Consider the following 25,032-nt stretch of genomic DNA (forward strand, 5'->3'; position numbering starts at 1 on the left):
GCTACGCCTGGTCCGACGCCTGACCCGTCCGGGGCCAGGCGTCAGCCAGCATCTTGCGGGTGTCGCCCAGGAGTTGGGGCAGGATCTTGGTGTGCCCGACGACGGGCATGAAGTTGGTGTCGCCACCCCAGCGGGGCACGATGTGCTGGTGCAGATGGGCGGCGATACCCGCGCCGGCGACCGTTCCCTGGTTCATGCCGATGTTGAAACCGTGCGCCCCGGAAGCCGTCCGCAGCGCCTTCATGGCGTGCTTGGTGAGCTCCGCCAGCTCGATGGTCTCGGCGGCGTCCAGATCGGTGTAGTCGGCAACGTGCCGGTAGGGCACGACCATCATGTGGCCGCCGTTGTAGGGGTACAAATTCAGCACCGCGTACACGTACTGCCCTCGGGCGACGATGAGCCCGTCCTCGTCGGACTTGGCCGGGATCGAGCAGAAGGGACAGCCGTCGCCGGCGTCCGGGCCGGTCGGCTTGTTCTCACCCTGGATGTACGCCATCCGGTGGGGCGTCCACAGGCGCTGGAACGCGTCCTGGACACCGACCCCGATCTGCTGTTCCGGCTCACTCGTCATGTTGTGCAGCATATGACTTCACGCTGGAGGGACGACAAAGGCCCCCGGGAAACCCGGGGGCCCTGACGCCCCGCTCACGCGGGGAACACCTCACACCTGTACGCGGCGCTCCACCACGTCGACGAGCTTGGCGATCGCCTCGTCGCGCGCGATGCCGTTCTCCTGCGACCCGTCGCGGTAGCGGAAGGAGACGGTGCCCGCAGCCATGTCCTCGTCACCGACGATGATCATGAACGGAACCTTCTGCTTCTGCTGGTTGCGGATTTTCTTCTGCATCCGGTCCGAGGACGCGTCCACCTCGACCCGCAGGCCCTTCTTCTTCGCCTCGGCGGCGAACTCCTGGAGGTACGGGATGTGGGCGTCGCCGATCGGGATGCCGACCGCCTGGACCGGGGCCAGCCACGCCGGGAACGCGCCCGCGTAGTGCTCAAGGAGCACCGCGAAGAACCGCTCGATGCTCCCGAAGAGCGCACGGTGGATCATGACCGGACGCTGCTTGGTGCCGTCGGGGCCGGTGTACTCCAGGTCGAAACGCTCCGGCAGGTTGAAGTCGAGCTGGACGGTCGACATCTGCCAGGTACGGCCGATGGCGTCGCGCGCCTGGACGGAGATCTTCGGGCCGTAGAAGGCCGCGCCACCCGGGTCCGCGACCAGTTCGAGCCCCTGCTTCTCGGCCACCTCGCGCAGCGTCGCGGTGGCCTCCTCCCAGATCTCGTCGGAGCCGACGAACTTCTCCGGGTCTTTGGTGGAGAGCTCCAGGTAGAAGTCGTTCAGACCGTAGTCGCGCAGCAGGTTCAGGACGAAGGTGAGCGTCTTGTCGAGCTCCTCCGCCATCTGCTCCTTGGTGCAGTAGATGTGCGCGTCGTCCTGGGTGAAGCCACGGGCACGGGTCAGACCGTGCACGACGCCCGACTTCTCGTACCGGTACACGGTGCCGAACTCGAACAGCCGCAGGGGCAGCTCACGGTAGGACCGGCCCCGCGCGTCGAAGATCAGGTTGTGCATCGGGCAGTTCATGGGCTTGAGGTAGTAGTCCACGCCCTCGTCGAGCTGCATGGGCGGGTACATACCGTCGGCGTACCAGTCCAGGTGGCCCGACTGCTCGAAAAGCTTCCCCTTGGTCGCGTGCGGGGTGTAGACGAACTCGTAGCCCTCCTCCTCGTGGCGGCGGCGCGAGTAGTCCTCCATGACCCGGCGGATGATGCCGCCCTTGGGGTGGAACACCGCGAGGCCCGAACCGATCTGCTCCGGGATGGAGAACAGGTCAAGCTCGTTGCCCAGCTTGCGGTGGTCCCGCTTCTCCGCCTCGGCGAGGAAGTCCAGGTGCGCCTTCAGCTCGTCCTTCGACGGCCATGCGGTGCCGTAGATGCGCTGGAGCATCGGGTTCCGCTCGCTGCCCCGCCAGTACGCGGCCGCGTTGCGCATCAGCTTGAACGCCGGGATGTTCCGGGTGGTCGGCAGGTGGGGACCGCGGCAGAGGTCCTTCCAGCACAGGTCACCGGTCTTGGCGTCCAGGTTGTCGTAGATGGTCAGCTCGCCGCCTCCCACCTCGACGTCCGCGCCGTCGTCGCTCGAAGCCGAGCCCTTGAGCCCGATGAGCTCCAGCTTGTACGGCTCGTCCGCGAGCTCCACGCGCGCGGCCTCGTCGGTGACCACTCGGCGGGAGAACTTCTGCCCCCGCTTCTGGATCTCCTGCATCTTCTTCTCGATGGCCTTCAGGTCCTCCGGGGTGAAGGGCCGGGCCACGTCGAAGTCGTAGTAGAAGCCGTCCCGCACCGGCGGGCCGATGCCCAGCTTGGCCTCCGGGAAGAGCTCCTGGACGGCCTGGGCCATGACGTGCGCGGTGGAGTGGCGCAGGATGTTGAGGCCGTCCTCGGAGGAGATCTCGACGGGCTCGACCTCCTCGCCGTCCTTCACCTCGTACGCGAGGTCCTTCAGCTCACCGGCCACGCGGGCCGCGACGATGGTGCGCTCACCGGCGAAGAGCTCGGCCGCCGTAGTGCCCGTCGTCACCACGCGCTCTTCCCGCTCGGAATCGCGTTGGATGATCACACGGACGTCTGACACCGGTCTCTCCTACCTGAAGGGGTACGCACGCTCGTACTGCGGACGCGGTACGAATCCTACCGAGCCGCCGGGGTCGCCCGCGAAACGGTTTCCCGGGCCGGGGGAACGGTGGCGTCCCCCTTCAGTCCTCCCCCGCGCACGCCTCCTCGAAGAAGTCCAGGTTCTCCTGGAGCGACTTCATCAGGCGGTCCCGTTCGGCGTCGTCCACCTGGACCGGGACCACACCGGTCGCCCCGGCCAGGCGCCGGAAGCCGCCCCGACTCTCCAGGCGCCCCACCACCCGCACCGGCAGCCCGACGAGGTGGGCGTGGCCCGCGATGCGGTAGGCCTCCTCGTCGAGCTCCACGCGTACGTACGGGATCTCGGCGCCCGCGAGGACCCGCAGCCGGACCGTGCCGGGTCCCCGGGGTCCGGAGCGGCGCAGCCGGACCACGGCGCCGGTGACGCGTACCGGCACGGCGGGCTCGTCGCTGAGGTAGCGCGCTCCGGCCTCGCGCAGGGCGGGCAGGTCGCCGGGGGAGAACTCCACGGGTTCGGGGCGCGGCGGGCAGCCTGCCGGGACGCCTGCCGCCGGTGCCCATTCCAGGGCGACGCGGACTCCTTCCGAGCCCTGGACCAGGGAGATCACCGCTTCGGTGAGTTCGCGGCTGGCTCCGGCGCCGACGGCGGTGTCGAAGGCTTCCATGCCGCCGGTGGTGCGCAGGTAGTCGACGGCTTCGCGGACCGCGTGCAGCGCTTCGTAGAGCCGGACGACGGCCGCGCGGCCGGTCTCCACGGGCACGAACGCGGTGAGCCGCCCGCCGGGTGCGGGGTCGACGAGGACGCCGGTGAGGGTGGCGAGGGCCTGGCTGCGGTGGCGGGCGCCGTAGTACCCGGCGCGGCCGCGTGCGGCGAGGGCGCCCGCGAGGAGCATGCGGTGGGCGGCGCCGCGCAGCTGTTCCTGTTCGGTCCAGGCCAAGGCGCCGGAGGGGCCGAGCGGGGTGTCGCGCCACCAGCGGATCTCGTCGCTGGGGACGGCGAGTGAGACGAGTACTTCGCGGGCGGAGGGCGCGCCGGAGCGGGCGAGGGCGGTGAGCGCTTCGCCGAGCAGGTCTTCGCTGTCGGGGTAGCCGCGGCTCTCGGGCACGAGGAGGCTGGTGCCGGATCCGCCGCCGGGCGGGGTCCAGCGCGCGTACCGTCCGGCCGCGCCGCCGCGCCGCTGCCAGCCGTGCCGGTGGAGCAGTACGCCGAGCACGGCCGGGTCGACTTGGGCCGGCACCGGCTCGACGGCGTCGGGTCCGCCGAACTCCCCGCTGGACAGACGCATCAGGGCCTCCCTCCCACCCCGACCCGGGTCATGATCTCGCAGAGCGCGTGATCGTCGAAGATCCGCGAGGTCGGTATCCGCACGTTGGTCCTGCGCCGGCCGGTCACGGGGTGGCCGGCCAGATTGGTCCAGTAGCAGCAGTGCCGTAGCGCGAGCCGGTCGTGGCCCGCGCGCAGCCACTCGTCCCGGCTTCTCGGGACGAGCATCACGACCAGGATCTTGTGCACCGAGACGGGTGTGCGGGCCAGCTTCACCAGGTGTTCGTTGTCGAGGGTGAAGGAGAAGGCCCCGCCCGGGGGGTGCGGCGGTATCTGGTACGTGCACTTGAGCTGCACCTTGATCGTGACTTCGTCGTCGACCGTGTGGCCGGGAGCGCTGTGGCTCACGTGCCAGTCGATTCCGTTGTCCGGAAAGGGCTGCGAGAGCGAGCAGCCCGCGGCGGCCGCCACCGCGTGGAGATAGCCGACCTGGAGGGTCTCCATGCAGGCCGTGGTGGCGAGTGAGCCGCGCGGCGGCGCGATCCGCTCGGGCAGCAGACTGCCCTCCGGCAGGGCCGGATCGGGCTGCGCGAGCGCCATGGCCGTCGTACGCCTTCCGGACTTGTGCCGACGCTTTCCGGACTGTGCCGAACGTGCCGGACTTTGCCGATCCTTGCCCGTTCCTGCCGATCGTTCCCCCCGCGACGGTCCGTCAACTCGCAGGCTCGTCACCTGTGTTGTTGCCGGAGGGCGTACGTCGCAAACGGCCCGGGTATCACGGAATCGGGCAGGGGACGCACGCCATCTGCCAAGGGCACAAAAGGAGTTGCACCATGACGTGCTGGTACGAAGGCCCCCTGGCCGCTTTCGACACCGAGACGACCGGCGTGGATGTGGAGCGGGACCGCATGGTGTCGGCCGCGCTCGTGGTCCAGGACGGGCCCGCCGCGCGGCCCCGGGTGAGCCGCTGGCTGGTGAACCCGGGCATACCCGTGCCGGAGGGCGCGACCGCCGTGCACGGGCTGACCGATGAGCATCTGCGGCTGAACGGGCGGTGGCCCGCGCCGGTGATGGAGGAGGTGGCCAGGGCGCTGGCCGAGCAGTGCGCGGCGGGGCGGCCGCTGGTGGTGATGAACGCGCCGTTCGATCTGACGCTGCTCGACCGGGAGTTGCGGCGCCATCGCGCGTCGTCGCTGGCGCGCTATCTGGACGGGGCGCCGCTGTGCGTGCTGGATCCGCGCGTGCTGGACAAGCATCTGGACCGCTACCGCAAGGGCCGTCGCACGCTGACCGATCTGTGCGCGCACTATGAGGTGGTCCTGGAGGGCGCGCACGACGCGGCGGCGGACGCGCTGGCCGCGCTGGAGGTCGTACGGGCGGTGGGGCGCCGGTTCGCGGCCCGCCTGGAGCGGCTGACGCCGGCGGAGCTCCACACATTGCAGACGGGCTGGCACGCGGCCCAGGCGCGGGGGTTGCAGGCGTGGTTCACGCGCAACGGCACTCCGGAGGCGGTCGACCCGGCGTGGCCGCTGCGGCCGGAACTGCCTGCGGCGGCCTGAGCGCACGAGGCGACGAGACGGCGGCAACACAGCGGAAAGGCCGGTCCGTCGATGACGGACCGGCCTTTTCCCGGTGGGCGATACTGGGTTCGAACCAGTGACCTCTTCGGTGTGAACGAAGCGCTCTCCCACTGAGCTAATCGCCCGGGAACGGGTTGAACCATACAGGCCCGGGCGGCCTGGGTTCAAACTCCGTTCAGGACAGCCGTGAGCCCGCGCCGCCCGGACCGCATCATCACGGCGTGGTTGGCGCGGAAGACCGGCCGCCCGGGGACCGCGAGGCGCCGCATCAGTGGCTTGCGCACCTCGACCTCCTGCTCGTACAGCGCGTGGGTGCCTCCGCCGTACGGGCTGAGTGTCCAGCGGGCCCAGCCGTCCAGGTCGCCGCTCATCTCCACCTCCAGGACCCCGGCCGTCGGGTCGCGGCGCCGCTCGCTGGCGGTGACGACGAGTTCGTACGGCAGGAAGGAGCGGAAGCGGGCGGTGCCGGTGCGGTCGTCGACGGCGGTGACCTCGCGGATCTGCGGCCACCAGCGCGGGTACTCCTCGGCGCGCTCCAGGACGGCGAAGACGGCGGGGGGCGCGGCGGGCAGCTGCCAGACGCTGCGGAAGCGGTAGTGGCTCCAGTCCATGGCCCAAGTCTGCGCCGGGGGACGGGAGACGGGAGGGGGTCGTGGCGTGATCCGGACCCGCGATCCGGACCGGACCCGCGATCTCGGCCGGGGAACGCCGAAGGCCCGGAGATCGGTTTCGATCTCCGGGCCTTCGGTCCGGGGTGGGCGATACTGGGTTCGAACCAGTGACCTCTTCGGTGTGAACGAAGCGCTCTCCCACTGAGCTAATCGCCCGGGCGCACCGCAAACATTACCGCATGTCAGCGGGGCGTTTGACCACGTCGGCGGGTCCGCCGGGTCACTGGTTGATCTTCCACGGCACGACGAGCCCGAACGTCCAGAGGTAGAACGCGGCGAGCGCCGCGACGATCACCAGGACGACGGTCGTCAGGGCGATGTTCCGGCGCCGCACCTTCGGGTCGAGGGCCCGCTGGGCGGCCTCGGTCACTTTCCGTTTCGTCCAGCGCAGCACCAGCTGGGCCCAGACGAACTCGGTCGCCCAGATCGCCATACCGCCGAAGATCACCAGCCAGCCGGGGCCCGGGAGCGGCAGCAGGATCACGCCGGTGACCACGACCGCGAGGCCCACCACGAAGACGCCGACCTGCCAGCCGAGGTGGAGCGGCCGGGACGCCCTGACGAAGGCGGGCGCCCGCGACCCGAGCGCCTTCTCCGCCGTGCCGACCCGCTCGTCACTCCCCGTATTCATGCGCTCCAACCTACCCGACCGCGTGAGCTCACCAGAATGGCCGCATAACCGAAAGTAATACTCGGCCGTACGAGCTACCTGAAGCGCCGCAAAACGGCCAGAGGGGTTTACAACGGCACCGTAGGTGGCATGTCGATTTCGCCGACGTGCGAATCCCCGAGCGCACACTGAGCGAAAGGCCCTGGCGCTTATGAACACCACGGTCAGCTGCGAGCTGCACCTGCGCCTCGTTGTGTCGAGCGAGTCCTCACTGCCTGTACCCGCGGGCCTGCGGTATGACACGGCCGATCCCTACGCCGTGCACGCCACCTTCCACACCGGAGCCGAGGAGACCGTCGAGTGGGTGTTCGCCCGCGACCTTCTCGCCGAGGGCCTGCACCGGCCCACCGGTACCGGAGACGTCAGAGTCTGGCCGTCGCGCAGTCATGGCCAGGGCGTCGTCTGCATCGCCCTCAGCTCCCCGGAAGGAGAGGCCCTGCTCGAAGCCCCGGCGCGGGCTCTGGAGTCGTTCCTCAAGCGGACCGACGCCGCGGTGCCACCGGGCACCGAGCACCGTCACTTCGATCTCGACACGGAGCTCTCGCACATCCTGGCGGAGAACTGAGCCAGACCGAGAGCCGTACGGCGCCGTCCGACTCGGGGAGACGGCACCGTACGGACAACCGCATAGGCACGCCCACCTCATAGGCACCCCACCGGCGCCCGTCCCGCGAACACCCCCGCGGGACGGGCGCCGGTGCGCCGCGCGCGCGAGCCGCTAGAGTCGGCCAGCATCGGCGGGCACCGGCCCCCCGCAGCAGGCCAGGGAGCGAATCGTGCTGATCCCTCACGACACCCGGATCGCCCTCGACATGGTGGTCGATCTGGTGAACACCGCACCGGAGAGCGAGGAGCTCGACCGCCTCGCCGACGTGGAGGCGCTGTACGGCTTCGTACGGGACCACGACGTCAGCGGGGTGGGGACGCTCACCGCGCGCGACCTCGCCGGCGTACAGACCGTCCGCAGCCGTTTCGCGGGGGTTTTCGAGGCACCCGACGCGCACGCCGCGGCCATGCTGGTCAACGAGATCGTGGCGGAGGCGGGCACCACGCCGCAGCTCACCGACCACGACGGCTACGACTGGCATGTGCACTACTTCGCGCCGGGCGCCTCGGTCGGGGACCATCTGGCCGCCGACGGCGGGATGGCGCTGGCGTTCATCGTGGTGGCGGGCGAGCAGGAGCGGCTGCGCCGGTGCGAGGCGCCGGACTGCGGCCGGGCCTTCGTGGACCTGTCGCGCAACCGCTCGCGCCGCTACTGCGACAGCCGCACCTGCGGCAACCGACTGCACGTGGCCGCCTACCGCGCCCGGCGCAAGGAAGCCGCGGGCTGATCCGGTTCGAGCCATCGCGTACGGGCGGTCACAGCAGGTACAGATCGTGCAGCGCCGCCATCAGCAGCAGACAGCCGATCACCCCGAGGAAGATCATCAGGGGTGGCTGGGAGAGAGCGAAGAGGCAACCGCGCGACTCGTCGGCGGGGAGCTCGGCGTGCGGCTCGTCGGGCGGCGCGGGGACGTGCCCCGGGGAAGTGTCCAGCATCTCGGGGTGATGATGGACCAGCCGGAGCACGTCGGGGCGCCAACACGCCCACGCGCAGCGGCAGTTACTTGGATCTTGCCGACCCGGACGCGCCGGTCCCGCGCCCCGGCGCGCGCCTCGTGCGCCCGGCCGCTCGCGAGGCGGAACGAAAAGGAAAACGGGTTCCGGGAACGGATCCGGAATCGGGCTTGAGAGCGCTCCCGGCGGTGTCCGGAATTCGCTCCAACTCGAATTCCGCATGCGGGAATTCACAGCCTCCGGAATTTCCCGTGACGACAGGGTCCGGGGCCGGTTACGGCAAGTTACGGAGTGTCAGATTCCGACGCTCTTTCAGATTCCGTGCGGCGTTCCGCATGGGGTTCCGCATGGGGTTCCGCATGGGGTTCCGCATGGGGTCAGATGCCGTGCTTCTTCAAGATGGCCTCGATGTCGCTGAAGTCCTCGCCCGACTTGCCCTTCGCCTTCGGCTGGGGCTGCGCGGCGGCACGGCGGCCGGCGCCGAGGGAGGGCGCGGAGGCCGCGGGGGCGATGGCGTCGGTGCCGCGCGCCCCGGTCACCTCGCGCTCCTTGCCGTCGCCTCCGACCCTGCGGCGCTCCACGAAGCGGGTGATCGAGAAGAGCCCCCAGGCGATGCCGAGCAGGCCGAAGCCCGCCCAGACGGTCGGCTTGAAGACGATGCCGGACACCCATCCCACGATCCCGGTCATGACCAGGGCCACGGGGACCAGCGAGTAGGCGGCGATCCGCGTGGCCGACAGGAAGCGCTTGCGGTACGCCGTGACGGCGGCGATGCCCAGTCCGGCCGCGGACGCGGCGGAGCAGACGGTCTCGGCAAGCATCCGGTTCCTCCAGACATGGGGGTTGTGGCCCTTCCATCCTGCACCGGACCGGGCCGTTGCGGCCACGATCCTTCGCGACATCAGGGAGATCTCCGGGGCGCATCCTCCCCAGGTCCCGGTTGGGGCGTACCGGAGCGGGCTGGGAGACTGGCCCCATGAGCGAGACCACCCCCGAGTCCAGCCCCGCGTCCACGCCCGGCTCCCCCGCCGCGCCCGTCGTCCTCGACGTCTGGTGCGAGCTCCAGTGCCCCGACTGCCACGCCGCCCTGGACGACGTCCGCGCGCTGCGCGAGCAGTACGGCGACCGGCTCGACATCCGGCTGCGGCACTTCCCGCTGGAGAAGCACAAGCACGCGTACGCCGCCGCGCAGGCCGCGGAGGAGGCGTTCGAGCAAGGGCAGGGGTGGCCGTACGTGGAGGCGGTGCTCGCCCGCACCGAGGCCCTGGGCTCGCAGGGAGAGCGCGTGCTGCTCGATGTCGCGCGTGAACTCGGCCTGGACGTCGAGGAGTTCGACACCGCGCTGATCGACGGGCGGCATCTGCTGATCGTCGACGCCGACGAGGCCGAGGGCAAGGCGATCGGGGTCACCGGGACGCCCACGTACGTCATCGACGGCGAGCGGCTCGACGGCGGCAAGAGCCAGGCGGGTCTTCGGGCCCGTATTACCGAGATCGCGGACCGGCTGCTCGGCTCGTAGCGCTCCGCGAGGGGGCTGTTGTTCGTCTGCGGGCCGTCGTGGGCTGGTCGCGCAGTTCCCCGCGCCCCTAAGAGGCGCCCGGTAACGCAGCGGACGGCGCCCCCTCAGACCAGCGTCTTCCCCCTGTTGTACTCCGTTGTCTCGTACCCCAGGGACTCGTACAGCCTCAGCGCCGTGGTGTTGTCGGCGAAGACGTGGAGGGCGAGGACCGGTAGGCCGTCGGTCACCGTCAGGCGTTCGGCGAGGAGCATCAGGGCGCGGCCGTGGCCCCGGCCCCGGTGTTCCTCGGCGACCGCCACGTCGTAGACGTAGGCGCCGGGGCCGGTGTCCAGTTCCCTGTGGGCGAGCCAGATGTGGCCCACCACGGCCTCGTCGCTGACCAGTACCTGGAGGTGGGTGCCCGGGGTCGCGAGGCCGTCGGGGAGGTTGGCGCGGTGGTCGGCCTCGGCCTTGGCGCGGGCCCGGTCGGGCGCCATGCCCCGGGCGATCCAGCCGCGGACGTAGTTCTCCTGCTCGTCGTGGTGCCAGACCGTGTACTCGGCCTCGGTCATCGGGCGCGCGCTCACCCCTGGCGGCAGCGCGGGCGGCTCGGCCGGGAGGCGCTTGGCCATGTTGCGGCCGCGGTCGATGTAGCCGAGGGCCGTGGACAGGCGCAGGGCCGCCGTGGCGCCCGCGGGCACCGACGCGAACACCTGGCCGCAGCCCCAGCCCCGCAGCACCTCCTCGGCCGCGAGCGCGGCGACGGTCCCCCGGCCGCGCCCCCGGTCTCTCTCGTCGATCGACAGCCCTCTGATCACTCCCACGGCGGCGCCGAACCCGGCGTGGGTGGCGACCGTGATGGTGCCGACGCGGCGGCTGTTGACGCAGACGTCGTACGTACGGGAAGTGGCGCCGTCGGCGCCCTGCTGGAGCGGCCCGGTCGGCCGAATGGTCGTGGTCATCAAGGCCGTTGTACCTGCCGGGCCGCCGCACGTCACCGGGTTTGACCGGTACTCGCCGTGTCCGAAGCCTCCGCGCGTCTACGGATCCAGGTCGGAGGCGGCCCGCTCGTCGAAGACCCGCATCGCCTTGGCGGTGACCGGTCCCGGTGTGCCGGTCAGCTCGCGGCCGTCGACGCGGTGCACGGCCTGGATGTCGCGGAGCGTGGAGGTCAGGAAGACCTCGTCGGCCCGCTCCAGGACGTCCAGGGGCAGCTCGCTCTCCTGGGCGCCGGTCCACTCCACGACCAGTTCGCGGGTGATCCCGGCGAGGCAGCCGGAGGCGAGCGGCGGGGTGTGCAGCTCGCCGTCGAGGACCACGAAGACGTTGGAGCCGGTGCCCTCGCAGAGCGCGCCGACGGTGTTGCCGAAGAGCGCCTCGGTGGCGCCGTGCTCATGGGCCCTGGCCAGTGCGACGACGTTCTCGGCGTACGAGGTGGTCTTGAGCCCGGCGACGGCGCTGCGCTCGTTGCGCGTCCAGGGGACGGTGATGACGGCGGTGGTGTCGGGGCGCCGCTTGCTCTCGCCGAGGGCGACGACCAGCGTGGGGCCCGCGTCGCCCCGGTCGGAGCCGAGCGGGGAGAGGCCGCCGGTGTAGGTGATCCGCAGGCGGCCGAGCGCGACCGGGTTGGCCTCGATGACGGCGGCGCACGCGCGGCGGACCTCGTCGAGGTCGGGGTCGGGCAGCCCGAGGCCGCGGGCCGAGCGGGTCATCCGGGCGAGGTGGCGGGTGAGCGCGAACGTGCGCCCCTGTTCCGCCTTCACCGTCTCGAAGATGCCGTCGCCCACGGTCATCCCGTGGTCGAGCACGGACACCTGTGCGGCGTCGGCGTCCCGCAGCCCGCCGTTCACCCAGATCTGCATTTACGCGGTCCTCCCACTCTGCGTGTACGCGCCGGACGCATACGAGCCCGACGCTACCGCGAGCAGCCGGGCCGCCTTCAGTTCGGTCTCGGCCCACTCCCCCTCTGGGTCGGAGCCCCAGGTGATGCCCGCTCCCGTACCGAAGCGCAGCACGCCGTCGGCGCGGTCGATCCAGAAGGTGCGTATCCCGACGGCGAGCTCGCCGGTGCGCCGGTCGGCGTCCACCCAGCCGATGCCGCCGCAGTAGGGGCCGCGCGGGGCCGTCTCCAGGGCCTCGATGATCCGCAGCGCGCTGGACTTGGGCGCGCCGGTGACCGAGCCGGGCGGGAAGGCCGCCGCAAGCAGCTCGCGCCAGCCCGCGTCCTCGCGCAGTTCTCCTCGTACGGTCGAGACGAGGTGGACCAGGCCGGGGTGGGGCTCGACGGCGCAGAGGTCGGGGACGGTGACCGAGCCGGTGGCGCAGACCTGTCCCAGGTCGTTGCGGACCAGGTCCACGATCATCACGTTCTCGGCGTAGTCCTTCGCCAGGAGGTCGGCCTCGGTGCGTCCGGTCCCCTTGATGGGTCCGGACTCCACGGTCCGGCCGGTACGCCGCAGGAAGAGCTCGGGCGAGGCGGTGGCGATCTCGACGCCGTGCGCGGGCAGCCGAATCGTTCCGGCGAAGGGGGCGGGGTTGCCCCGGGCGAGCAGTGCGGTGAGCGCGTCGACGTCGGCGGCGGCCGGATCGGGCAGCGCGGCGGTCAGGACGCGGCAGAGGTTCGCCTGGTAGACCTCGCCGGCCGCGATGTACTCGCGGATGCGGCGGACGCCCGCGGTGTACGCGGCGCGGTCGAGCGACGACGTCCAGTCGTCGGCGGCGGGCCCGCGCCAGGCGCCCGGGACGGGGGCGGGCACGGGATCGGGCCGCACGTCCCCGAAGCGGGCGCAGACGAGGCCGCCCTCGAAGTCGGCGGCGACGGCCCAGAAGCCCGCGGAGTCCAGGGCCTCGGGGTCGCTGGTCACATCGCGGAGATCGGTGGCGAGGAGCCCGCCGAAACGGGCCAGAGGAGCGAGGTCGTGCACGGTTGTGAGTCTAGGGGCGCCGGGGTGGCGCCGCCGTGGAGCGGGTCGTACCGGGCGCGGACCAGGGACGACGTCGCCACCGGACTGCCCACGACGGGGGCGCCGGACCGGGCACACCGCAGCACGCTGCACAAACGCGTTTTTGTACTGGCCCGGGAATCCGCTAGAGTTCAACACGTCGCCGGGACGCGCAAGCGAAACGGAAACGACAAGCGGACGTGGCTCAGTTGGTAGAGCATCACCTTGCCAAGGTGAGGGTCGCGAGTTCGAATCTCGTCGTCCGCTCGATGTGGGGGATCTTCCCGAACCCCCATCTTCACTCCTGGTGGAGTGGCCGAGAGGCGAGGCAACGGCCTGCAAAGCCGTCTACACGGGTTCAAATCCCGTCTCCACCTCCAAGCGCGATTAGCTCAGCGGGAGAGCGCTTCCCTGACACGGAAGAGGTCACTGGTTCAATCCCAGTATCGCGCACGCAGTAACAACGAGTAACACCCGGTCCTGTATGGTTCAGGACTGTCCCGCGCGATTAGCTCAGCGGGAGAGCGCTTCCCTGACACGGAAGAGGTCACTGGTTCAATCCCAGTATCGCGCACGCAGTAACAACGAGTAACACCCGGTCCTGTATGGTTCTGGACCGTCCCGCGCGATTAGCTCAGCGGGAGAGCGCTTCCCTGACACGGAAGAGGTCACTGGTTCAATCCCAGTATCGCGCACCGCCCGAAGCCCCCGGCCTTCTCGAAGGCCGGGGGCTTCGTCGTCGCCACCGCGGCTCATGACGGTTCGGCTCATCGTCCGCGCGTACAAAAGGCGTTGCCCGGTCGGCTCCCCAGCCGACCGGGCAACGCCTTTTCTGCCGTCCGCCGCACCCCCGTCCCCACGGGGCTGAAATGGCCGGATGTCCCCGACCCGGTCCGCTCTACCGGGTCCGGGGCGCCGCTCAGCGCCCCAGCATCACGCCCACGGACGACGCCTGTGCGACCACCGCGTCCCAGCCGCCGAAGACGACTGTGAGCAGGGCCGCCAGGGGAAGGGCCATGGCCGTCGCCACCAAGGGGTGGCGCGGATCGGACCGGCGGGCGCCGAACGCTGCGGCATACGCCTTGCGTCCCTGCGTGCGGAGAACCGTCCGCGTTGCCGTGTCCGCCATGGTCCCTCTCCTGTCGTATCGACAGCGGCGGGCGTCTGACCTCGGGGGACGAGTGCTGCGCCCGCCGCTTGACCTCAACATTAGGGAAACGGCGGGCGCCGGGCGTCATGCCCTCGTACCGATTGCCGGGCCTCCCAGGGGATGAGCGGGCCCCGATCGCGTACTCCCCTGGGTGGAGACAGCCCTAGGACCGCCCCTAGGGCCGGGACTAGGACTTGGGCTCCTCGCGAGGTGAACGCGGCTCCGCCTCCGACGCGTCCTGCCTCGGTACGGGCTGTTCGACCAGGGCCAGGACCCTGGTCGCCATGAAGCGCGCGGTGCGCACGACCGTGCCGCTGCGGGTGACTTCGCTCACTTCCACCACCCCTCTGCGGACCGCTGTTTCCACCCTGCGGCCCGCCCGGCTTGCCACCACTTCATACGTACGAGTCGTGTCACCCGCGTCCACGACTATCTCCACTCGGTCACCCTTCACCGAACCAATCCCCCTTCTGCGACAGACCGTTGAGATCTCGCCAGGGTCAGCGAGCGCCGCGCCGGGGCTCTCTGACCACTCTTCAAGTTTCCCACCGGGCACTGACAATCGATCGGTCCACGAGGGCGCGGCCTATGAGCACACCGGCCCGGGGGTACGTAAGCTGTGCCACGTCAACAGGACCGGGCAGCGGGGATGAACATGGCGATGATGCGGCTCCGGCGCGAGGATCCGCGTGTCGTCGGCTCGTTCCGGCTCCACCGGCGCCTCGGCGCGGGTGGCATGGGTGTCGTCTACCTCGGCTCCGACCGGCGCGGCCAGCGCGTCGCGCTGAAGGTGATCCGCCCGGACCTCGCCGAGGACCAGGAGTTCCGCTCGCGCTTCGCCCGCGAGGTGTCGGCGGCCCGGCGCATCCGCGGCGGCTGCACGGCCCGCCTCGTCGCGGCCGATCTGGAGGCGGACCGCCCCTGGTTCGCGACGCAGTACGTGCCGGGGCCCTCGCTGCACGACAAGGTCGCCGAGGAGGGTCCGCTGGCGGCGGCCGAGACGGCCGCGATCGGCGCCGCGCTCTCCGAGGGCCTGGTGGCGGTGCACGAGGCCGGTGTGGTGCACCGCGACCTCAAGCCGTCCAACATCCTGCTCTCCCCCAAGGGCCCGCGGATCATCGACTTCGGCATCGCCTGGGCGACCGGCGCCTCCACGCTGACCCATGTCGGCACGGCGGTGGGCTCGCCGGGGTTCCTCGCGCCCGAGCAGGTGCGCGGCGCGGCGGTCACGCCCGCGACCGACGTGTTCTCGCTGGGCGCGACGCTGGCGTACGCGGCGATGGGCGACTCGCCCTTCGGGCACGGCAGTTCGGAGGTCATGCTCTACCGCGTGGTCCACGAGGAGCCGCAGCTGCACGGGGTGCCGGACGCGCTGGCGCCACTGGTACGGGCCTGCCTCGCGAAGGATCCGGAGGAGCGTCCGAGCACCCTCCAACTGTCCATGCGGCTCAAGGAGATCGCGGCCCGGGAGGCGCAGGGCGGCCTGGACGCGCGCCCGCCGGCCCAACGGGACCGCTCCGAGGCGGACCGTCCGACCGGCCGGCTGGGCGAGCGGTACGAGCACGACGAGCGCACCCAGCGCTACACCGAGACCGGCCGCTCCACCGGCGCCGGGCAGCGGGCGCAGGCGCCGCGTGCGTCGGCGCCCCGCACCGGCGGCTCGCGCCCGTCCGCGCCGCGCGGCACCGCCCGCTCCGCCAGCCGCCCGAACGGCACCAACGGGACCAACGGCCGCCCCGGCACGCGTCCGGGCGCCCGGACGGGCACGGGCAGACTGCGGCCCGCCAACCCCCGGCTGCTGCGCCAGCGCCTCATCGTGTTCTTCGTGGTCACACTGATCGTGGCGCTGGGCATCGCGGCGGCCCAGCAGTTGTAGCGGCGTTGCGCGACGGGCTTTACGCGGGGCGGCCCGTCGCCACGGCGTAGAAGGCGACGGCCGCGGCCGCGCCCACGTTGAGCGAGTCGACGCCGTGCGCCATCGGGATGCGGACCCATTCGTCGGCGGCGACCAGCGCCTGCCGGGAGAGCCCGTCGCCCTCGGCGCCGAGCATCAGGGCCACCCTGTCGAGCTGGTGCGGCGCGACCTCGTTGATGGCCGAGGCCTTCTCGTCCGGGGTGAGGGCGAGCAGCCTGAAGCCCGCCTCGCGTACCGTCGCCAGACTCTTGGGCCAGGACTCAAGACGCGCGTACGGGACGGAGAAGACCGCGCCCATGGAGACCTTCACCGAGCGGCGGTAGAGCGGGTCGGCGCAGTCCGGCGAGAGCAGCACGGCGTCCATGCCGAGGGCTGCGGCGCTGCGGAAGATCGCGCCGATGTTGGTGTGGTCGTTCACGGCTTCCATCACCGCGACCCGGCGACTGGTCGCCAGGATCTCCTCGGCCGTCGGCAGCGGTTTGCGCTGCATCGAGGCGAGGGCGCCGCGGTGCACGTGGTAGCCGGTGACGCGCTCGGCGAGGTCGGGGCTCACCGCGTAGACCGGCGCCGGGAGTTCGTCGATGACGTCGCGCATGACGTCGACCCACTTGGCGGAGAGCAGCATGGACCGCATCTCGTAACCGGCGTCCTTGGCCCGTCGGATGACCTTCTCGCCCTCGGCGATGAACAGGCCCTCGGCGGGCTCGCGTCTGCGCCGCAGCTCGACGTCGGTCAGGCCCGTGTAGTCGCGCAGGCGCGGGTCGTCGGGGTCGTCGATGGTGATGAGATCAGCCACAGGGTGATACTGCCTTGTCCTGGGTGTGGTGCCAACGGCTGGGACCGAGATCCGTTACCGCCGGTTACATGGTTCGGGGCCGAGACTGGCTGGCCGGGCCGACGGTCACGACGTCGCCGATGACGATGACGGCCGGCGGACGCACGTCCTCGGTCACCACAGTCTCCCCCACCGTCGCCAGCGTCGCGTCCACGCGGCGCTGGGCGGCCGTGGTGCCCTCCTGGACCAGGGCCACGGGGGTCTCGGGGTTCTTGCCGTGCGCGATCAGGGTCCGCGCGATCGCGCCGATCTTGTCGACGCCCATCAGGATCACCAGGGTGCCGCGCAGCTTCGCCAGCGCCGGCCAGTCCACCAGGGACCGCTCGTCGTCGGGCGCCACATGGCCGCTGACCACGGTGAACTCATGCGCCACGCCCCGGTGCGTGACCGGGATCCCGGCCGCGCCCGGCACCGAGATGGAGCTGGAGATGCCGGGCACGACCGTGCACGCGATGCCCGCCTCGGCGAGCGCGTTCAGCTCCTCCATGCCGCGTCCGAAGACGTACGGGTCGCCGCCCTTGAGCCGCACGACCGCCTTGCCCGCCTTGGCGTGCTCGATCAGCGCGTTGTTGATGGCCTCCTGGGCCATGAACCGCCCGTACGGGATCTTCGCGGCGTCGATCACCTCGACGTGCGGCGGGAGTTCGTCGAGCAGGTCGCGCGGGCCGAGCCGGTCCGCGATGACGACGTCGGCCTCGGCGAGGAGGCGGCGGCCGCGCACGGTGATCAGGTCCGGGTCGCCCGGGCCGCCGCCGACGAGGGCGACGCCGGGGGCACGGGTGCGGTGGTGCGGGGCGACCAGGGTGCCGTCGCGCAGCCCCTCGACCACCGCGTCGCGGACGGCGGCGGTGCGGCGCGGGTCCGGGGCGCCGCCGGTGAGCACGGCGACCGTGACGCCCTCGCTGCGGCCGGTGGCCGGGGTCCAGGCGGTGGCCCGGCTCGCGTCGTCGGAACGTACGCACCAGACGCGGTGGCGCTCGGCCTCGGCGGACGCCCGCTCGTTGGCGGCCGTGTCGTCGCTCGCGATCAGGGCGTACCAGGCGTCGGCGAGGTCGCCGTCCGCGTACGGGCGGCGGTGCCAGGTGATCTCGCCGGTGTCCGCCATCGCCTCCACGGAGGGAGTGGCGTCCGGGGAGACCAGGACGATGTCGGCACCGGCCGCGATCAGCGCGGGCAGACGGCGCTGGGCCACTTGGCCGCCGCCGACGACGACTACGCGGCGGCCGGTGAGGCGCAGGCCGACGGGGTACGCGGGGTGTTCTGCCATGGCGGGTGGCTCCTGGTGCGGCGTCGTCGAAGGCCGGGGCGTCGCCCCGGACCCCATTGTCTGCGGACCGTCGCCCGGTGCGCCCCCGTTCCGTACTGCGGAACACGCGGGCACACCGGGTACGACAGTGGCTACTTCTCGGTGACTCCGGCCGAGTCGAAGGTCGCGACCTCGTGCATCGCGCGGGCCGCGCTCTGGACCAGGGGGAGGGCGAGCAGGGCGCCCGTACCCTCGCCGAGGCGCAGGTCCAGGTCGACCAGCGGGCGCAGGCCGAGCTTGTTCAGGGCCGCCACGTGGCCGGGCTCGGCGCTGCGGTGGCCCGCGATGCACGCCGACAGGGACTCGGGGGCGATGGCCCGGGCGACCAGGGCCGCCGCGCCCGCGCTCACGCCGTCCAGGATCACCGGCGTACGCAGCGACGCGCCGCCGAGGATGAAGCCGACCATGGCCGCGTGCTCCAGGCCGCCGATCCCGGCGAGGACGCCGATCGGGTCGGCCGGGTCGGGGCTGTGCAACTCCAGGGCGCGGCGGACCACGTCGACCTTGCGGGCGTGGGTCTCGTCGTTGATGCCGGTGCCGCGGCCGGTGACCTCGGCCGGGTCGACGCCCGTGTACAGGGAGATCAGGGCGGCCGACACCGTGGTGTTGGCGATGCCCATCTCGCCCGTGAGCAGCGCCTTGTTGCCGGCGGCCACCAGGTCGCGGGCGGTCTCGATGCCGACCTCGATGGCGGCCACGACCTCCTCGCGGGTCATGGCGGGCCCGGTCGTCATGTCGCCGGTGCCGGGGCGCACCTTGCGGGGCAGCAGCCCCGGGGTGGCCGGGAGTTCGCTGGCCACGCCCACGTCGATGACGCAGACCTCGGCGCCGACCTGGTTGGCGAACGCGTTGCAGACCGCGCCGCCGCCCAGGAAGTTGGCGACCATCTGGCCGGTGACCTCCTGCGGCCAGGGGGTGACGCCCTGGGCGTGCACGCCGTGGTCGCCCGCGAAGATCGCGACGGCCGCAGGCTCCGGGATCGGCGGCGGGCACTTGCGGGACAGGCCGCTGAGCTGCGCGGAGATGATCTCCAGCATGCCGAGCGCGCCCGCCGGCTTGGTCATCCGCTTCTGCCGCTCCCACGCCTCGCCGAGCGCCTTGGCGTCCAGCGGGCGGATGGTGGCGACGGTCTCCTGGAGCAGGTCGTGCGGGTCCTCGCCGGGCAGCGCACGACGGCCGTACGTCTCCTCGTGGACCACCCACGACAGCGGACGGCGCTTGGACCAGCCCGCCTGCATCAGCTCGGGCTCCGCCGGGAACTCGTCCACGTACCCCACGCAGAGGTAGGCGACGACCTCCAGGTGCTCGGGGAGGCCCAGCGTGCGGACCATCTCGCGCTCGTCGAAGAAGGAGACCCAGCCGACGCCGAGGCCCTCGGCGCGGGCGGCGAGCCACAGGTTCTCGACGGCGAGCGCCGAGGAGTACGGGGCCATCTGCGGCTGGGTGTAGCGGCCCAGCGTGTGGCGGCCGCCGCGCGTCGGGTCGGCGGTGACCACGATGTTCACCGGGGTGTCGAGGATGGCCTCGATCTTCAGTTCCTTGAACTGCTTGGCCCGGCCCTTGGGCAGCGACTTCGCGTACGCGTCGCGCTGGCGCTGGGCGAGCTCGTGCATGGTGCGACGGGTCTCCGCCGAGCGGATGACCACGAAGTCCCAGGGCTGCGAGTGGCCGACGCTGGGGGCGGTGTGGGCCGCCTCCAGGACGCGCAGCAGCACCTCGTGCGGGATGGGGTCGCTGCGGAAGCCGTTGCGGATGTCGCGCCGTTCGCGCATCACGCGCAGCACGGCCTCGCGCTCGGCGTCGGCGTAACCGGGGGCGGGCGCGCCCGTGTCACCGTCGGCCTGCGGGTCCGCCACGACCTCAAGCGGCTCGGCCTGCTCGGACGCGTCGGCGGCCGGGGCGATCTCCTCGGCCACGTCGTCCTCGTCGTCGTCGATGAACACGGGGGCGGGCGCGGCCCGCACCTCGGCTTCGGCGACCAGCGGTTCGGGCTCGTCCGTCACGAGCACGGGAGCGGGCACGGCCTCCGGAACGGCCTCGGCGACCGGCTCCGGTACGGACTCCGACCGGGGTACGGGGACGACGGGGGTCGCGGCGACGGGCTCGGGCTGCTCCTGAACCTCGACGACGGGCTCGGCCACGACGGCCTCGGCCGCCTCGACCGGCTCGGCGGCCACGGGCTCCACCACGATCGGCTGCGCGGGAACGGCCTCGGCGACCGGCTCCGGAGCGGCCTCGGGCACCACGGCCTGGGCGACGACGGGCTCGGCCACCGGCGCGACGGCGGGGGCGGGCTCGACGGGTGCGGACTCGACACGTACGGGCTCAACTGCCGCCGCTTCCACAGCGACCGGGGCCTCGACGACCGGCGTGACGGGCTCGGCGACCGCCTCGGCCACCGGCTCCGACGGCACGACCGGCGCGGCCTCGTCCGGCAGCTCCGCCGACGCGGCGACCGCGACGGGCTCGGCCACGGGCATGGAAGCAGGTACGGACACCGGCGCGGGCTCGGCGGCCACCGGCACGGCGACCGGCTCCACCGGCGACGGCGCGAGGTGGGGCCCGGTCGGGACCGAACCCTCGACCGGCACGAACTGACCCATGGCAGGCGCCGGTACGGGCGGCACGGGCGCGACCGGGGCGACCGGCTGCATGGGCGCGACGGGCGACGGCTGCTCCACAGAAGCGGAGGCGGAGACGGGGACGGCGTGCGCGGGCACCCCGACCGCTGCGAGCTCTTCCGGGACGACCGTTTCTGCAGGGATGACCGGGGCGTTCGGAGCCTGCTGGGGCACGGGCTGCGGCTGAGGCACCTGTGACTGGGCCTCCACCTGATGCGCTTCCTGCTGCTGCGCCTCCAGCGGCTGCTGCACCTCAAGCGGCTGCGGCTCCGGCTGCGGGGCCTCCGGCTGAACCTCCGCCTGCTGCACCTCGTGCTGCGGCGGGTACGGCTGCGGCGCCACCCGCTCCCGCACGGGCTCCTGCGGCGGCAGGGACTCCCACGGCGTCCCGCCCTGCGGGCCGAGCTCGCCCAGCGGCGGCACGGGCGCGCCCGCCTCCTGCGGCACGTCCAGGTACTCGGGACCGGTGGTCGCCGGGCCGGGCGTGCGGACCGGCGCCGGGTTCACCGGGGCGCCCGCGGCGGGACCTCGGTCGGCCAGGGACCGTACGACACCACCGGTGGCGTCCGGGACCGGCGGACCCATGTGCAGCGGGCGGCGCGCGGGCGGGGGCGTGGCGTTCGCGGCGGCGGGCGGCATGCGTACGCCGCTCAGATCCACCGAGCCCGAGTCACGGCCACCGGCCTCGTGGGCGCCCGGCTCGACGGGCTGCGGCGGCACGGGAGCCGCGGTCGTCGACGGCGCCGGTACGGCGGCGGCGAGCGGGGCCGGGGCGGCCTGCGGGTCGATCCAGGCGCCCTGGGCGCCCGGCATCAGGAGCAGGTCGTCGTCGTCCGCGCCGAGCGCCGAACCGTCGGTGGGGTCGTGGAAGGTGTACGCGCCGGGTGCGGGGACGCCCGGCTGCTCCACCATGCCCGCGTCCCTGTGAGGCAGTCCCTCGCCCGGGACCTGGCCGGTGTCGGTCATGCGTACCCCTCGCCCATCTGTAGTGCTTCCTCGGCCTGCGCCCGGGAACCGCCCGCGCACGGCGCGTCCCGCACCCGTCGACAAGAACGAGCGGGCACGCCACGCGGTGCGAACGGCACGCGAACACGAACACACAGCATTCTCGCGGGAGATCGCCGAGCTGGCGCCCTGTCTCGGCCACGGAACGTGTGGGGTGCGCCACGTTGCGCTTCCCCGAGATCCGACGTACCGCGACAGGGTCCCAAACGGGCTCCCCATTCCGGACATTGACGAACGTAGCGCCTAACGGCCCGGTGCGGTACAACAGTCGGCCAGCCTACCCCGGACGACACGCCGAAGAGATCACGGGGACCTTTCTCCGCGCCGTCCCGAGAGCAGGAAAGCGACCGAGCGTTCGCGCTCCGACCAGACGCTCGTGTCCAGTTCCACGGACTGCAGGAGCGCGCACTCCACCTCGTAACCGCCCTCCGCGAGGGCCGCTCCGATCGCCTCGGCCTCGTCGCGGGTGGCGGCATGCGCCACGATCCGCTCGGGCCGCCGGTCGGCACAGGCGGAGACGACCGCCGCTCCCCCGCCGCCGACGCGTACGACGTCGGGTTCGGGCAGCGACTCCAGTACGTGCGGGGCGCGGCCCGCGACCACATGGAGCTGCACGCGGAAGCGCCGCGCCAGGGCCTCGGTGCGGGCGCAGGCCGCCTTGTCGGCGTCGACGGCGATGACGGCGGCGCCGAACCGGGCGGCCTCGGCGGCGAGTGCGCCGCTGCCGCAGCCGATGTCCCAGACCAGGTCGCCGGTGCGCGGGCCGAGCCGGGCCAGCTGGGCGGCGCGCAGATCGGCCGTTTCGCCCGCGCCGAGCTCGCCGTATTCGTGCGCGGGCAGGGCCCAGCCCCGTACGGACTGCGGTGGGGCCGGGTCGCGGCCGGCGATCCAGCCGGGGGCGGGCACTCCATGGCCGCTGCCGCCGAGCACGATGACCAGATTGGGGTCGCGCCAGGCGTGGTCGGCGACCTTGTCGGAGGTGAGGACGGTGACCTGTTCGCGCTCGCTGCCGAGCTCCTCGCAGATGACGAAGGTGCGGTGGACGCCTTCGAGGAGCAGGGCGAGTTCGGCGGGTCCGGCGCCCGGCGAGGTGAGGACGGCGACCTTGGGGTGCGCCCGGCACACGTTGACCGCGCGGCGCAGGGTGCGGCGGTGGGCGACCACGACCTGGGCATCGTCCCACGGCATCCCGGCCCGGGCGAAGGCGGCGGCGACGGCCGAGACCGCGGGCACCACCTCGACCTCCAGGCCGTGCTCGGGGGCGCGCAGGGTGCGCACGACGCCGAAGAACCCGGGGTCGCCGTCGGCCAGGACGACGGCGCTGCCGCGGTGGCCGGCGATGCGGCGGGCGGCGAGGTCGACGCTGCCGAGGCGGATGCGTTCGGCGCGCGGGGGCACTTCGGGCAGCGCCAGGTGGTGGGCGGCGCCGGCCACCAGGGTGGCGGCGGACAGCGCGGCCCCGGCCGCTGCGGTGAGCGGCGAGCCGTCCCAGCCGATCACCGTGACGCGGTCGGCCATCGTCGTCAGTCTCCAGGAGTCGTCGCAGGTCGGGGCGGCCTCGATGGGCCGGGCCACGGTGAGAGTACCTGCTGTGGCGGGGCCGGGCGCCCCGGCGGCCGGGTCAGTTCCAGTCGGCGAACGAGGCGTATCCGGCGTCCGCGAGCTGGTCGGCGACGCCTTCCAGGTCCTCGGGGAGCAGGCTCCACACGATCATGTCGGTGCGGATGTCCGCCCAGCCACCGTCCGCCGTCTGCGTCCGCGCTATGCAGGCGTTGCGCAGCACGCCCTCGCTGATGCAGCCGATCTTCTGCGCGACCTGCTGGGAGGCGGTGTTGTCGGCGGCGGTGCGCAGCTCCATGCGCTCGAACTTCTGGTCGCGGAAGAGCCATTGGGCGGTGGCCAGGGCGGCCTCGCAGGCATAGCCCTCGCCACGGGCCCAGGGGGCGATGACGTACGAGATCTGGGCGGAGCGCACCCGCCAGTCGGTCTCGTCGAGCTGGACGATACCGACAAGGCGCTGGGTGAGGAACTCGGTGACGGCGAAGTCGATGCCGCGTCCGGCGCGAAGCTGGGCCGGGGCGTACTCGGTGACCCAGGTGCGGGCGGCAGCCTCGGTGTAGGGCTGGGGCACCGTGGTCCAGGTGGCGACGAGTTCGTCGTTCATCATCGCGGCAAGGTCGGGGATGTCGTCCTCGTCCAAGGGGCGCAGCACCAGCCGGTCGGTGCTGATGGAGATGTCCGGGAAGACCGGGGTCGGGCTAGTCATGTTCCGCTCCATGCCGGGGGGACGGTCGTCAGGCCGTAAAGGCACAGCATGCAGCATCGGGCCGAGGACGTGCATGGCCGGGGGACGCCTGTGCCGTGAACGCCGGGGCCCCGCGCACCTGGTGGTGTGCGGGGCCCCGGCGTCACAGCGGCAACTGCCGGGCGGGCGTCAGGACTTGACGGCGCCGAAGGCCGGGACGACCGAGCCGTGGTACTTGTCCTGGATGAACTTCTTGACCTCGTCGGAGTTGAGGAGCTTCGCGAGCTTCTGGATCCGCGGGTCGGCCTCGTTGCCCTTCTTGACGGCGAGGAAGTTGGCGTACGGGTTGCCGTCCGCCTTCTCCAGGACGAGCGCGTCCTGGGCCGGGTTGAGCTTGGCCTCGATGGCGTAGTTGCCGTTGATGACCGCGGCGTCGACGTCGTTCAGGGCGCGGGGCAGCGTGGCGGCCTCGATCTCCTTGAACTTCAGGCCCTTGGCGTCCTTGATGTCGGAGAGCTTGGCGGCGGAGCCGATGCCGTCCTTCAGCGTGATCAGACCCTGGGAGGCGAGCAGCTGGAGCGCGCGGCCCTCGTTGGTGGTGTCGTTCGGGACCGCGATCGTCTTGCCGGAGGTGAGGTCCTTGGCGGACTTCACCTTGTGGGAGTAGAGACCCAGCGGCTCCAGCTCGACGTTGACGACGGGCACGATGGTGGTGCCGTTCTTCTTGTTGAAGTCGTCGAGGTAGGGCTTGTGCTGGAAGAAGTTGGCGTCGACCTGGCCCTGCTGGGTGGCGGTGTTCGGCAGGACGTAGTCCGTGAACTCCTTCACCTCCAGCTTCAGTCCGGCCTTCTCCGCCAGGTTCTTCTTCACGAAGTTGAGGATGTCGGCGTGCGGCGTCGGGGACGCGGCGACGACCAGCGTCGCCGACGGGTCGGCCGAAGCGCCCTTGGCGGACGACGACTTGGGGTCGGAGGACGTGCCGCAGGCGGTGAGGCCGAGAGCGAGCGCGGCGGTGGCGGCGGCGGCCGCGGTGAGCTTGATGTTCTTACGCACGAAAAGTGCCTCTTTCTGGTGGTGCGGGTGTCGCCCGGACAAGGAGTGCGGGCCGTTGT

The 25,032-nt window shown here is 72.0% G+C and carries 24 protein-coding genes and 7 tRNA genes; 10 read left to right on the top strand and 21 right to left on the bottom strand.

What is annotated here, in order from left to right:
- Position 1: 1 nt before the first annotated feature.
- From BG418_RS00250 to BG418_RS00265, 4 genes are all read right to left on the bottom strand, one after another.
- Positions 2-583, bottom strand: coding sequence for an HIT domain-containing protein (locus BG418_RS00250; RefSeq protein ID WP_188271554.1), 582 nt, complete (start codon positions 581-583; stop codon positions 2-4).
- Between the two features lie 78 nt (positions 584-661).
- Complete coding sequence (thrS, locus tag BG418_RS00255; protein ID WP_188271555.1) at positions 662-2,638, bottom strand: threonine--tRNA ligase; 1,977 nt, start codon at positions 2,636-2,638, stop codon at positions 662-664.
- Positions 2,639-2,759: 121 nt separating this feature from the next.
- Positions 2,760-3,944 (bottom strand): hypothetical protein, encoded by a 1,185-nt coding sequence (locus BG418_RS00260; RefSeq protein WP_188271556.1) that lies wholly within the window; start codon positions 3,942-3,944, stop codon positions 2,760-2,762.
- On the bottom strand, positions 3,944-4,522 hold the full coding sequence (locus BG418_RS00265; protein ID WP_188271557.1) for a DUF4365 domain-containing protein: 579 nt from the start codon (positions 4,520-4,522) through the stop codon (positions 3,944-3,946). The genes BG418_RS00260 and BG418_RS00265 overlap by 1 nt, the downstream gene beginning before the upstream one ends.
- Positions 4,523-4,755: 233 nt before the next feature.
- On the opposite strand from BG418_RS00265, the gene BG418_RS00270 reads away from it, so the two are divergent.
- A complete protein-coding gene (locus BG418_RS00270; protein ID WP_188271558.1) occupies positions 4,756-5,481 on the top strand; it encodes a 3'-5' exonuclease in 726 nt (241 codons plus the stop codon).
- Positions 5,482-5,555: 74 nt separating this feature from the next.
- Here the strand turns inward: BG418_RS00270 and BG418_RS00275 are convergent.
- The 4 genes from BG418_RS00275 to BG418_RS00290 form a co-directional block, all read right to left on the bottom strand.
- Positions 5,556-5,627: transfer RNA gene (locus BG418_RS00275), tRNA-Val, on the bottom strand.
- A gap of 39 nt (positions 5,628-5,666) precedes the next feature.
- Positions 5,667-6,113, bottom strand: coding sequence for an SRPBCC family protein (locus BG418_RS00280; protein ID WP_188271559.1), 447 nt, complete (start codon positions 6,111-6,113; stop codon positions 5,667-5,669).
- Between the two features lie 144 nt (positions 6,114-6,257).
- Positions 6,258-6,329: transfer RNA gene (locus BG418_RS00285), tRNA-Val, on the bottom strand.
- A gap of 64 nt (positions 6,330-6,393) precedes the next feature.
- Positions 6,394-6,804 (bottom strand): TIGR02611 family protein, encoded by a 411-nt coding sequence (locus BG418_RS00290; protein WP_188271560.1) that lies wholly within the window; start codon positions 6,802-6,804, stop codon positions 6,394-6,396.
- Between the two features lie 190 nt (positions 6,805-6,994).
- Here BG418_RS00290 and BG418_RS00295 point away from each other — a divergent pair, with 190 nt between their 5' ends.
- Both BG418_RS00295 and BG418_RS00300 read left to right on the top strand, forming a co-directional pair.
- Positions 6,995-7,408, top strand: coding sequence for an SsgA family sporulation/cell division regulator (locus BG418_RS00295; RefSeq protein WP_003987206.1), 414 nt, complete (start codon positions 6,995-6,997; stop codon positions 7,406-7,408).
- A gap of 211 nt (positions 7,409-7,619) precedes the next feature.
- A complete protein-coding gene (locus BG418_RS00300) occupies positions 7,620-8,177 on the top strand; it encodes a CGNR zinc finger domain-containing protein (RefSeq protein WP_188271561.1) in 558 nt (185 codons plus the stop codon).
- Between the two features lie 28 nt (positions 8,178-8,205).
- Here the strand turns inward: BG418_RS00300 and BG418_RS00305 are convergent, their stop codons facing one another.
- Positions 8,206-8,385 carry a hypothetical protein gene (locus tag BG418_RS00305; protein ID WP_188271562.1) on the bottom strand — a complete coding sequence of 60 codons (180 nt, stop codon included), beginning with the start codon at positions 8,383-8,385 and terminating at the stop codon, positions 8,206-8,208.
- Between the two features lie 395 nt (positions 8,386-8,780).
- Positions 8,781-9,224 carry a hypothetical protein gene (locus tag BG418_RS00310; RefSeq protein ID WP_188271563.1) on the bottom strand — a complete coding sequence of 148 codons (444 nt, stop codon included), beginning with the start codon at positions 9,222-9,224 and terminating at the stop codon, positions 8,781-8,783.
- Positions 9,225-9,379: 155 nt separating this feature from the next.
- Between BG418_RS00310 and BG418_RS00315 the strand changes: the two genes are divergently transcribed.
- Entirely contained in the window at positions 9,380-9,922 is a 543-nt protein-coding gene (locus BG418_RS00315; RefSeq protein WP_188271564.1) for a DsbA family protein, read from the top strand.
- Positions 9,923-10,026: 104 nt separating this feature from the next.
- On the opposite strand, the gene BG418_RS00320 is transcribed toward BG418_RS00315, so the two are convergent.
- The 3 genes from BG418_RS00320 to BG418_RS00330 form a co-directional block, all read right to left on the bottom strand.
- Positions 10,027-10,863, bottom strand: coding sequence for a GNAT family N-acetyltransferase (locus BG418_RS00320; RefSeq protein WP_188271565.1), 837 nt, complete (start codon positions 10,861-10,863; stop codon positions 10,027-10,029).
- Between the two features lie 78 nt (positions 10,864-10,941).
- On the bottom strand, positions 10,942-11,763 hold the full coding sequence (locus BG418_RS00325; RefSeq protein ID WP_188271566.1) for an aminotransferase class IV: 822 nt from the start codon (positions 11,761-11,763) through the stop codon (positions 10,942-10,944).
- Positions 11,764-12,825, bottom strand: coding sequence for a chorismate-binding protein (locus tag BG418_RS00330; RefSeq protein WP_188271567.1), 1,062 nt, complete (start codon positions 12,823-12,825; stop codon positions 11,764-11,766).
- 212 nt (positions 12,826-13,037) lie between these two features.
- Between BG418_RS00330 and BG418_RS00335 the strand changes: the two genes are divergently transcribed.
- The 5 genes from BG418_RS00335 to BG418_RS00355 all read left to right on the top strand — a co-directional run bounded on the left by BG418_RS00335 (position 13,038) and on the right by BG418_RS00355 (position 13,538).
- Positions 13,038-13,110, top strand: a tRNA-Gly gene (locus tag BG418_RS00335).
- 39 nt (positions 13,111-13,149) lie between these two features.
- Positions 13,150-13,223: transfer RNA gene (locus BG418_RS00340), tRNA-Cys, on the top strand.
- A gap of 1 nt (position 13,224) precedes the next feature.
- Positions 13,225-13,296, top strand: a tRNA-Val gene (locus tag BG418_RS00345).
- A 49-nt stretch (positions 13,297-13,345) separates the two neighbouring features.
- Positions 13,346-13,417 (top strand) — tRNA-Val (locus BG418_RS00350).
- Positions 13,418-13,466: 49 nt separating this feature from the next.
- Positions 13,467-13,538: transfer RNA gene (locus tag BG418_RS00355), tRNA-Val, on the top strand.
- A gap of 224 nt (positions 13,539-13,762) precedes the next feature.
- Here the strand turns inward: BG418_RS00355 and BG418_RS00360 are convergent.
- On the bottom strand, positions 13,763-13,972 hold the full coding sequence (locus BG418_RS00360; RefSeq protein WP_188271568.1) for a hypothetical protein: 210 nt from the start codon (positions 13,970-13,972) through the stop codon (positions 13,763-13,765).
- A gap of 208 nt (positions 13,973-14,180) precedes the next feature.
- Positions 14,181-14,447, bottom strand: a complete 267-nt coding sequence (locus BG418_RS00365; protein ID WP_188271569.1) for a hypothetical protein — start codon at positions 14,445-14,447, stop codon at positions 14,181-14,183.
- Positions 14,448-14,648: 201 nt separating this feature from the next.
- On the opposite strand from BG418_RS00365, the gene BG418_RS00370 reads away from it, so the two are divergent.
- Complete coding sequence (locus BG418_RS00370; protein WP_188271681.1) at positions 14,649-15,869, top strand: serine/threonine-protein kinase; 1,221 nt, start codon at positions 14,649-14,651, stop codon at positions 15,867-15,869.
- A gap of 19 nt (positions 15,870-15,888) precedes the next feature.
- Here the strand turns inward: BG418_RS00370 and BG418_RS00375 are convergent, their stop codons facing one another.
- The 6 genes from BG418_RS00375 to BG418_RS00400 form a co-directional block, all read right to left on the bottom strand.
- Positions 15,889-16,704, bottom strand: coding sequence for an RNA methyltransferase (locus BG418_RS00375; RefSeq protein ID WP_188271570.1), 816 nt, complete (start codon positions 16,702-16,704; stop codon positions 15,889-15,891).
- Positions 16,705-16,768: 64 nt separating this feature from the next.
- On the bottom strand, positions 16,769-18,010 hold the full coding sequence (cobA, locus tag BG418_RS00380; RefSeq protein WP_188271571.1) for a uroporphyrinogen-III C-methyltransferase: 1,242 nt from the start codon (positions 18,008-18,010) through the stop codon (positions 16,769-16,771).
- A gap of 131 nt (positions 18,011-18,141) precedes the next feature.
- On the bottom strand, positions 18,142-21,636 hold the full coding sequence (cobT, locus tag BG418_RS00385; protein WP_188271572.1) for a nicotinate-nucleotide--dimethylbenzimidazole phosphoribosyltransferase: 3,495 nt from the start codon (positions 21,634-21,636) through the stop codon (positions 18,142-18,144).
- Positions 21,637-21,978: 342 nt separating this feature from the next.
- On the bottom strand, positions 21,979-23,193 hold the full coding sequence (gene cbiE, locus BG418_RS00390; protein WP_188271682.1) for a precorrin-6y C5,15-methyltransferase (decarboxylating) subunit CbiE: 1,215 nt from the start codon (positions 23,191-23,193) through the stop codon (positions 21,979-21,981).
- Between the two features lie 103 nt (positions 23,194-23,296).
- Positions 23,297-23,941: a GNAT family N-acetyltransferase gene (locus BG418_RS00395; RefSeq protein WP_223184154.1), complete on the bottom strand. Its 645-nt coding sequence runs from the start codon at positions 23,939-23,941 to the stop codon at positions 23,297-23,299.
- Positions 23,942-24,109: 168 nt separating this feature from the next.
- A complete protein-coding gene (locus tag BG418_RS00400) occupies positions 24,110-24,973 on the bottom strand; it encodes a MetQ/NlpA family ABC transporter substrate-binding protein (RefSeq protein ID WP_188271574.1) in 864 nt (287 codons plus the stop codon).
- Between the last annotated feature and the right edge of the window lie 59 nt (positions 24,974-25,032).

The sequence above is a fragment of the Streptomyces sp. CBMA152 genome, assembly GCF_014596475.1.
In the GTDB taxonomy this organism is placed as follows: Bacteria; Actinomycetota; Actinomycetes; order Streptomycetales; family Streptomycetaceae; genus Streptomyces.